This window comes from Methylomonas sp. Uni0011 (assembly GCF_056850255.1).
The window spans coordinates 138,109-147,625 of the sequence record NZ_JBVVNO010000008.1 but is presented as its reverse complement, the minus strand read 5'-3'; the positions used below and the strand labels follow the sequence as shown (position 1 = coordinate 147,625).

Below are 9,517 nucleotides of genomic sequence, written 5' to 3'. Positions count from 1 at the left end.
AACCAACGTGTTCGATGCGTTTCAGGCTTCGCCATCTCCTAGCAGGCTCGCCGCCGTGTCCCGCCGAATCGAGTTCGTCTCCTGCGGACCGCCAGTTCGCCTCCGATTGCTCTCCACCCCGTTTCGCAACGACGCAGTTATCTTCAGCTACAGGGCCTTGGCATACCCTGACATGGACTTTCACCATGCTATGTGTGCGCCGTCACGAGCGCACTAGGAGCAGGCCATGCCCGCGATCATCGCCTTCGGTCGCAGGCATGGCCTGCTCCAACACAACGTCAACAGGCCGGTTTATCGCTTAACTTAACGGCATTGATTACAAAACCCCTTGGTCACTCAATCAGTGTGCGCTTGCCGTGCAGAAAACCCTTAAACTAGGTGTACGCTGACTGCGTGCCACTTAGGGCGTCAATAGTCGAAGCCATATTGCGTCGCATGTTGGTTTTTAATCATCCGGCGTATTACGCTATCGCTAATACGCCCTACGCGGGCTAAATCAAATCCAGGTCAACGGCGCCACCATCGCCGGTTACCAATACGACGACCAGGGCAGAAGAATCTGGAAAAGCGAAGGCGCCACCGTCACCAACTACCACTACGACGGAAACTCGATCTACGCCGAATACCCGAGCGGCAACTGGACCACCGCCAATGCCGTCTACGTGCAGGCCGGTACCGACCACCCCTTGGCCCGGCTGACAGGCAACATCAACCTGCCGACCGCCACGGCCCAGTACTACCACCAGGACGGCCTGGGCTCAGTCCTCGCTACCACCAATGCTGCAAAAGCAATAACAGCCACGCAACGTTTCGACGCCTACGGCGCCAAGATCGGCGGCACCGGAACCGTTCCGCTTTACGGCTATACCGGCAGAGAGCCCGACGCCAGCGGGCTGATTTACTATCGGGCGCGGTATTACGATCCAAACCAAACACGGTTTACCCAGCGCGACCCCTTGGGCTACGTCGATGGGCTCAACCGCTACGCGTACGTCCACAATAGCCCAGTCAACTTGACCGACCCGACAGGATTGAATGCTCTGAATCCGCTGAGTGTCCAGTTCGCCTCGCAGAACGGCAGTTATTATGCTTCGAATCAGGGTGGAGCAGGCATTGGTGGCATCTCTACTGGTAATTCACTAGCTTTTGGGGCGACAGCCAGTGCAATTGGGGCTGAAGTTACCGCAGGGAGTTTGGCTGACAGTATAATGGGCATGGCTAGCCGCGCAGCTGTTAGTCCGACGATAGGTGCATTATTGCTGCCATTATCGCTTTCTGGTGATACTCGCCAAGATCGAACGGAAGTTTATGTAACATACACACGGACAAATCCAGTTACTAATGATGTCTATTCCGGCAGAACGAGTGGGTTTGCTGACGAAACGGTTCAGCAGATTCTAAATAGACGTGCCGCTGGTCAGCCATTGTTGAATGCAGAAGGCTTTTCCGCACCTGTACTTGATCAGGTTTCCACAGATTATGGGGCAATCCGCGGGCGTGAGCAGCAATTGATTGACTACAATGGAGGTGCGCAAAGCGTAGGTGGTGATGCAAGAAACAAAATCAACGGTGTTGCAGATTTCAACATTAACCGCCCAAGCTATATCAACCGATCAATCGATCAATTTGGCCCATTACCGGATAATTCGCCATCGAGACCAAGGTTTGGGCCAGTAACAACTCCCGGTACATTTCCATGACAGAAAAAACACTTTCGAAAATTAATACTATGATGGCAGCTTGTGAGCAATTGATAGTACTTTTTAAAGAAACTGAAAATAAGCAGCTTATTGCTTACGCAAATAGTTACGATGAATCAGTTACTCAACTTAAGCAAATGCTGGCTGACGGCGTCGATTCAAAATTAGGCAGAGAAATCGTAAAAGGTCTTAGGCAAGGGCTTAGAGAGATACCCGAATTGATCGCTCGCGAAATGCGGGAACAAAGCGGAAGGCTCATTCCAGAATTTGAGAATAAGCTTGGATGTAAGTTTTCAGACTTTTAATTTTTTCACAATAGAAAAATACATGGGTGCATGGGATAGCGGAGTTTTTGATAATGATGATGCGGCAGATTGGATGAACGAATTGGCAGCCGCTCATGGTTTAGAGATTCTAAGTAACGCGATTTATGCTGTTCTAAATGCTGCCGATTACATAGAGGCACCTGAAGGATCGCGCTTTTTGTGTACCTGTGAGGTTATCGTAGCCTTTAGCGGTAATCCATCAACGAATTTACCTGACGACGTGCGTCAGTGGGTGAAGAACCACGAGGCGCTGGATACGTCGAAGTTAATTCCTGTTGCGTTACAGGCGATTGATCGCATTCTTGGCGATAACAGCGAACTGAAGCAGCTTTGGGAAGAGAATGAGCAAGACTATCCTGCATGGCATGAAACTGTGCTATCAATCAAGCGACGTCTACACGGTTTGCTGCAGTAATTCGGGTACAGGCGGCATACACATAAAAATAGGACTTAACCCGATAACGTGCACCCAGGCTGCAAGGTAGAGGCAAGGATTTCTTTGTAAGTGAGTAACAACACGAATTTCATTGGAAAAAGTCGTGAATGGCTCACTTTCACGCTATTCGTAGTCTGCTACGCGCTGCTCGACTACGCCTACTTCAAGATTCCGGTCGACCTGTTTGCCAATGTCATCTACTACCACGGCGTGGTGGCGGTTTGCGCCGATCTGGTCAATTGGCTGACTCCGCTGGAGCATGTGTTGACCAAGCACAATCATCTGCTTTCCGCCACCTCGTAAGGCGGAACGCATCGCGGTTCCGCAGCATGAGCCCGGTGGGCACGGTTTTTGTGCCCACGCGAGATTAAACGCTATAGCTCTTTAACAATTCAAACAACCAATCTCGGTGGTGGGAGGCCGGCGGCCACGTCGCGCAATACCGCTACGCCCCGGCCGGCAACCTGACTCAAATCACCGACCCGGACAACTACACGCTGGGTTTCGATTACGACGCCGTCAACCGCTGGACCAAGGCCTACGACAAGGCCGGCCACCACGTCAGCCGCAAACTGGATGCCGCAGGGAGAGTCAAATCGGTCACCGATCCCAACGGCAATAGCACGCTCTACAGTTACTGGAACGCCAGCCAGGATGGCCGCCTGAAAAGCGTCACCCAACCCAAGATCGCCAGATACACCCTGGGACAAATCCGCCAGTTCGACTACTACGCGCTGGGCCAAGTGGTTAAAACCACCGACACGCCCGCCGCCGGCTCCACCGAGTCCGTCCGCGATACCCTGAAGCGTTATGATGCGTTGGGCCGCTTGGTTCGCGTGGCCGGGCCGGCTTATGTCGATCAAAACCCGAGCAGCGCCACCTTCAACCAAACCATCCGCCCCGTCACCCGCTACGTCTACAACAACCTGGGCCATTTGACGGAAATCAAGGCCGGCCAGACCACAGCCGACGGCGGCACGGCCATCAACGCCGACAGCGGCGTATCAGCCAGCGACACGGTGACTACCCAGGCCAGCTTTGGCTACGATGACTTCGGCCGCAAACTCAGCGAGACCGACGCCAACAATCAAACCACCACCTATACCTACGACCTCAACAACAATGTCCTTACCCAACAAACGCCCGGCGCGGGCGGCCACACCCTGACTTACGTCTGGGACTACGGCCACCAGTTGCTGAGCGTCACCGCCGAAGACGGCCGCAAAATCGAGTACGACCGCCTGATCAGCCTGGGGCATCCGTCTTTCGATTTATTGCGCTGCTACTGCGGCCAGGGGACAGCCGGCGCACAATGCTCGAGATACATTTTCCCCTTGGCGGCGTCGTTCGGAATATAAATCTGGTTCGCGGCGGCGGGCGGGTAATTCGAACCGTCGGCACATTGCACGCTTTGGCCCGGCCCGACCGCAATCCGGGTTCCGACCTTGATCTGGCAGACGCTGAGCCGGTCCGGCGCGCTCCATTCCGGACAGATGGCTTCCAATTCGCGGTATTGTTCCAGATCGGCGGCGGGCGCCGCAAACGTCCACCAATTGCCGTATTCGCTGTAGGGCCGGCCGCTGTCCCAGACCCGGTAAACGGTCAACGGCGCCGACACCATAAAGGCCCCGCCGGTACACAATTTACCCTGACCGGGAACGCCGTACGCTATTTCGACCAGCCTGTCGTCGGCGACCGGCTCCAACCCCGCGGCCGGGGTTGCGACCTTGCCGATACAGCCGGTATCGGCCGATGTAAAGACCAAGGTGCCGTCGATCACGGCCAACTCGGCGCAACCGGCCAAACCAATTAAGAAAATACCGATAAGCCGGGTCCGGCCCAATCCGCCCATGTGTTCAGTCTCCCGTGGCCGCTGGCAGCCATTTCCGCGCAGACGCTTTGCCTGCAATCCCGTACCATAATAACCTGATCAACCGGATCCGCCGCCATTCATTCGCCCCATGACTCACTTACCGCACCCTGCCCCGACTTCGCCGCGCCTTTATCTTGCCGTGTTGGCCGCCATCGTCTGCGGAGCCTTGTTCGGCGCACTGGATGCCGGCCATGCCGTGCTGCTCAAACCCATCGGCGACGCTTTTATTGGGTTAGTAAAAATGCTGATCGGGCCGGTGATTTTCTGCACCATCGTGCTTGGCATCGCCGGGGCCGAGGACATGAAAAAAGCCGGCCGCATCGGGATCAAAGCCTTGCTGTATTTTGAAATCGTCTCCACCTTCGCCCTCGGCGTGGGCCTGTTGCTCGCCACCCTGCTGAAACCGGGCGCCGGGTTTAACGCCGACCCGGCCACCTTAGATCCGCAAGCGGTAGCCGGCTTCGTCAAGCAGGCCACCGAGCAACGGCTTGCCGATTTTCTGTTGCACATCATTCCGAAAACCTTCACCGACGCTTTCACCGGTTCCGGCGATTTGCTGCAAGTATTGTTGGTATCGACCCTGTTCGGCTTCGCCTTGCAGCGGATGGGCGCAGCCGGCCGCTCGGTGCACCGCTTCGTCGAGGAAAGCGCACAGTTGTTTTTCGCGATGCTGAATCTGGTGATGAAACTGGCACCGCTCGGTGCCGGTGCCGCCATGGCGTTTACGGTCGGCAAATACGGGATTGCCGCGCTGAAACCGCTGGCAGCGTTGATGGGGTGTTTTTACCTGAGCTGCGTGCTATTTATCGGTTTGGGATTGGGCAGTATTGCCGCACTCACCGGTTTCAATCTGTTCAAACTTTTAAGCTATCTCCGGGCGGAACTGCTAATCGTCCTCGGCACCTCGTCGTCGGAGTCGGCTTTGCCGCCGCTAATGCAGAAACTGGAGCGGCTGGGCTGCTCGCGTTCTGTGGTCGGTCTGGTGGTTCCGGCGGGTTATTCGTTCAATCTGGACGGCACCAACATTTATCTGACGATGGCGGCGCTATTCATGGCCCAGGCCCTGAATATCGAGCTGCCGCTCGGCCAGCAACTGAGCCTGTTGCTGGTAGCAATGCTGACCAGCAAGGGTGCGTCCGGCGTCAGCGGCGCCGGCTTCATCACGCTGGCGGCGACGCTGAGCGTGGTGCCGGCGGTGCCGGTGGCGGCCTTGTCGTTGATACTCGGCATCGACCGTTTCATGTCCGAAGCCCGGGCCCTGACCAATTTGATCGGCAACGCCGTGGCGGCGATTGTCATCTCCCACTCCGAGCGCGAGCTGGACCGGGAAAGATTGCAAGCCGAATTGAACGCCGGCCGCGGTCGCGCACAGCACTAGGCCCAAAGACTTAGTTTGTTCAAGATTCCGCTGTTTTCATTGCCACCGAGTCTAGTGTATAAAGTGCAGAGCCCAAGACCGGTTCCGGATTGATTCCGGCATGCCGGGCGGCCGGGTTTCAGCAAGAGTTTCAGGCATCGGCTAACGCAGCATCAATGCTAGAGCCACCGCTTACCGAACCGACCACCAAGTGAGCAGAATATGGAGCGAGTGTCACCGACTGCAAGCAAATCGTCCGATTTACCGGGAGGTTACAGGCAGCGCGGCAGCTTAAAAGACTTTCTACTGTTGTTTCTGCCGATCGCCGCTCTGATTGCGGTCGGAGCCTGGACCCTGGGCGAAGCGCGGGTGCACAGCGAGTTGACCATGTTGATGGCCGAGGAGCGTACCTATGTCGACTTAAGCCAGGGCCGACTGGACCAGGAATTAGCAGTGCCGATTCGGCATTTGCTGAGTCTGGCCGGCGAAAGGCCGGTACGCCAAGTCTACGAGGCCGAAAAAAATAGCGATTTTCAACCCATGGTGGAAGCCTTTCTGACATTGATGGCCCGGAATCCCAGCTACGACAAAATCCGCTGGATCGACGAATCAGGATGGGAAAAAGTCCGGATCAACAATGTCGACAGCCGTCCCTATCTGGTGCCGCAACACGAGCTTCAGAATAAACAACAACGCTATTTCTTCCAGGAGTCGATTCGGCTCAGCCGCGGCGCAGTCTACATCTCACCGTTGGACCTCAATATGGACCGCGATCAGATTGAAATCCCGTATAAACCGACATTGCGGGTCGCCACCCATGTGTTTCAGGCCAACGGCAGCCCCGCGGGGATTTTGATGATCAACGTCGCCGCGCGCTCGATGCTACAGGATTTCGTTGCCAGCGCCGGCCCTGCCGCTGATCGGTTAATGCTGCTCAACGCCGACGGTTACTGGTTGAAAAGTCCCAATCCGGCCGACGAGTGGGGCTTCATGTTCCAGCGCGAATTGACGCTGGCTGCCAAAAATCCGGCCGCCTGGGCCGCAATGTCGCAACAAAGCCGCGGCCAAGTCCGGCTCGGCGACGGCCTGTGGACCTGGAGCACGGCCTCACCGGTACCGAACGGCGACGCACCCTTGGCTCACAACGTCCGCTGGACAATCGTTACGCATTTGCCGGAACGGACGCTGACCGAATTGGCACTTCGGGTATGGCCGGCCAAAATCAGCGGGGCGCTGGTGTTACTCGCGCTATTCGGGCTCGGCATCCACCGGCTGGTTCAGGCCAAATCCGCGCAAGCCCGTGCCGAAAAAGCCGCCGCCCTGGCGCGGAGCGAGGCCGATTCGGCCTTGCGGCTGCACCAAGCGCAAGCCGGTTTTCAGATGCTGTTCGAAGCCAATACCAACGGTCTATTGGTAGTCGATGCCGAGGGCCGGATCGCCATGGGCAATCCCGCCTTCGAGGCCATGTTCGGCTACCGCCTGGCCGAGCTGCTGGGACAGCCGGTGGAAGTGCTGCTGGCCAACGCCGACCGTGCCGGCCACGCGTTAAAACGCGCGCAATATATGCGGGAGCCGTCCAGCCGGACGATGGGAGCCGGCCGCGATTTGTACGGCACCCGCAAAGACGGCAGCCAATTCGCCCTGGAAATCGGCCTAAGCCCGTTCTGGGACAATAAACAGTTCTTCGTGCTGGCGACCATCGTCGATATTTCTGAACGCAAGCGGACCCAGGACGAAATCCTGCGAATGAACGAAACACTGGAACAACGTGTCGCCGAACGCACCGCCGAATTGCAGACCGCGCGGCGGGAAGCGGAACGTCTGGCCCACGTCAAAGGCAATTTCCTGGCCAATATGAGCCACGAAATCCGCACGCCGATGAACGCGATTCTCGGCATCGCTTATTTATTGGAAAAAGCCCCGCTCGGCGCCGAGGAATTGGCACTGGTCAGAAAAATCCGCATGGCGGGACGGTCGCTGATGGGGATCATCAACGACATACTCGATTTTTCCAAAATCGAATCCGGCCGGCTGGAAATCGAGCGCACGCCGTTCCGGCTCAACGATGTGCTGGATAATGTCGCGACCTTGATGTCTTCGGTCGCGGCCAACGACGACGTCGAATTCATCATGGGGCCGGCCCCGGAGGGCATCGAATACCTGCTCGGCGATGCCTTGCGGCTGGAGCAAGTACTGGTCAACCTGACCGGCAACGCACTGAAATTCACCGCCCACGGCAGCGTCGCGCTGGCCGTCGCCCGCTGCAGCGTCGGCGGCAAGCCGGGCTTGCGCTTCAGTGTCACCGACACCGGCAAGGGCATCGCCGCCGATAAACAAGCCGAAATATTTAACGCTTTTTCGCAAGAAGACACCTCCACCACCCGCCGGTTCGGCGGTACCGGCCTGGGCTTGTCGATCTGCCGTTGCCTGGTGCAAATGATGGGCGGCGAGATCGGCGTCAGCAGCGAGTTAGGCAAAGGCAGCGAGTTCTGGTTCGAAATTCCAACGACACCGGTAGATGCGCGGGATTACGCCCATCCGGCACTGACCTTCCAAAACGTGCTGATTGCCGACGATCATCCACTGGCCCGGGAAATGCTGGCGGCAACGGTACGCAGCCTGGGCTGGAACCCGGAGGTGGTCGCATCCGGCGCAGAAGCGGTCGAGCGCATCCGCAGCCGGGCTGCCGGCCACGGCAAACTGCCGGACATTCTTTTGCTGGACTGGCGGATGCCTGGCCTGGACGGCTTACAGGCCGGCAAAGAAATCAAGCAGATACTCGGTGGCGCGCCGGAGGCGCCGTTGATCGTAATGGCCACCGCGCACGACCGCGAAGTCTTGAGCCACGAACCGGGCTCGGAATTGGCGGATGCGATTTTGAACAAACCGGTCACCGCATCGGCCCTGTACAACGCAATCAGCGAAGCCAGGCGTCATGCGCAAGGTAACCGCGGCCAGCGGCCGAGCGATACGGCCAGCCAGGGCCAACTCCGGGAGTTGCGGGTACTGGTGGTCGACGACAGCGAAATCAACCGCGATATGGCGAAGCGGATTCTGGAATCGGAAGCGGCCGAAGTGTTTTTGGCCGACGACGGTGTCGCGGCACTGGCCTGGCTGAAAGCCAACCCCGGTTGCGCCGATGTGGTGCTGATGGACGTGCAGATGCCGGAGATGGACGGCCACGAAGCCACCCGCCGCATCCGCGAGCAGCTGGGATTAACCGCGTTGCCGGTGATCGCCCTGACGGCCGGGGCCTTTCAATCTCAAATCGAGGCCTCGCTGGCTGCCGGGATGAACGGTTTTATCGCCAAACCGTTCGACGTCGACAAGTTGATCGCCTACCTTCGACAATATGCCTCACGACCGGCGCAATCTTCAACGACTGAGACTGGGCCTGATGTCCCGGCGGCCGATGCAGCGCCGGTTATCGATCTGCAAAAAGGTTTGCGGGCCTGGAGGGAACTGGACGTCTATAAAACCTATCTGGAAAAGTTTATCGCCAACCACGGCCGCGACGGCGATGCGATAGCCGAAGCAATCGCCGCCGGTGACGGCGAACAAGCCCGCGCGCTGGTTCACAAACTGAAAGGGTCGGCCGCCAATCTGGCTCTGGTAGCGATTTGGGAAGCCGCCGAACGTCTGGAACTCGCATTTCACCGGCAACTCGCCATCGGAGACTTGCCGCAAGTTTTGCAACGCGCCCTGGACCGCGGCCGCATCGCGATCTCCAGCCTGGTCGGCGATTGTGGCAGCGTTTCCAGCGAGTCGGACATTCACGGGGCCAACCCGACCGGCTCCCCCGACGAGAACGCTTGACTCTCTGGT

8 protein-coding genes are annotated in these 9,517 nt (G+C 57.7%); 7 read left to right on the top strand and 1 reads right to left on the bottom strand.

All coding sequences use genetic code 11. From position 1 onward, the window contains the following. Positions 1-662 precede the first annotated feature (662 nt). The 5 genes from AC0IM9_RS12030 (at position 663) to AC0IM9_RS12010 (ending at position 3,820) form a co-directional block, all read left to right on the top strand. Positions 663-1,700: an RHS repeat-associated core domain-containing protein gene (locus AC0IM9_RS12030; RefSeq protein WP_482804151.1), complete on the top strand. Its 1,038-nt coding sequence runs from the start codon at positions 663-665 to the stop codon at positions 1,698-1,700. Continuing rightward, positions 1,697-2,005 (top strand): hypothetical protein, encoded by a 309-nt coding sequence (locus tag AC0IM9_RS12025; protein WP_445370032.1) that lies wholly within the window; start codon positions 1,697-1,699, stop codon positions 2,003-2,005. The genes AC0IM9_RS12030 and AC0IM9_RS12025 overlap by 4 nt, the downstream gene beginning before the upstream one ends. Before the next feature lie 22 nt (positions 2,006-2,027). After that, positions 2,028-2,441: a DUF4259 domain-containing protein gene (locus AC0IM9_RS12020; protein WP_482804150.1), complete on the top strand. Its 414-nt coding sequence runs from the start codon at positions 2,028-2,030 to the stop codon at positions 2,439-2,441. A 90-nt stretch (positions 2,442-2,531) separates the two neighbouring features. Then, positions 2,532-2,765, top strand: a complete 234-nt coding sequence (locus tag AC0IM9_RS12015) for a hypothetical protein (protein WP_445370034.1) — start codon at positions 2,532-2,534, stop codon at positions 2,763-2,765. 440 nt (positions 2,766-3,205) lie between these two features. Next, positions 3,206-3,820, top strand: coding sequence for a hypothetical protein (locus AC0IM9_RS12010; RefSeq protein ID WP_482804149.1), 615 nt, complete (start codon positions 3,206-3,208; stop codon positions 3,818-3,820). Here the strand turns inward: AC0IM9_RS12010 and AC0IM9_RS12005 are convergent. Next, on the bottom strand, positions 3,745-4,314 hold the full coding sequence (locus tag AC0IM9_RS12005; RefSeq protein ID WP_482804148.1) for a hypothetical protein: 570 nt from the start codon (positions 4,312-4,314) through the stop codon (positions 3,745-3,747). The two genes, AC0IM9_RS12010 and AC0IM9_RS12005, sit on opposite strands and share 76 nt — an antisense overlap. 109 nt (positions 4,315-4,423) lie before the next feature. Here AC0IM9_RS12005 and dctA point away from each other — a divergent pair, with 109 nt between their 5' ends. Beyond that, on the top strand, positions 4,424-5,713 hold the full coding sequence (gene dctA, locus AC0IM9_RS12000; RefSeq protein WP_482804147.1) for a C4-dicarboxylate transporter DctA: 1,290 nt from the start codon (positions 4,424-4,426) through the stop codon (positions 5,711-5,713). Between the two features lie 210 nt (positions 5,714-5,923). Continuing rightward, entirely contained in the window at positions 5,924-9,508 is a 3,585-nt protein-coding gene (locus tag AC0IM9_RS11995) for a response regulator (RefSeq protein ID WP_482804146.1), read from the top strand. Positions 9,509-9,517: the final 9 nt, after the last annotated feature.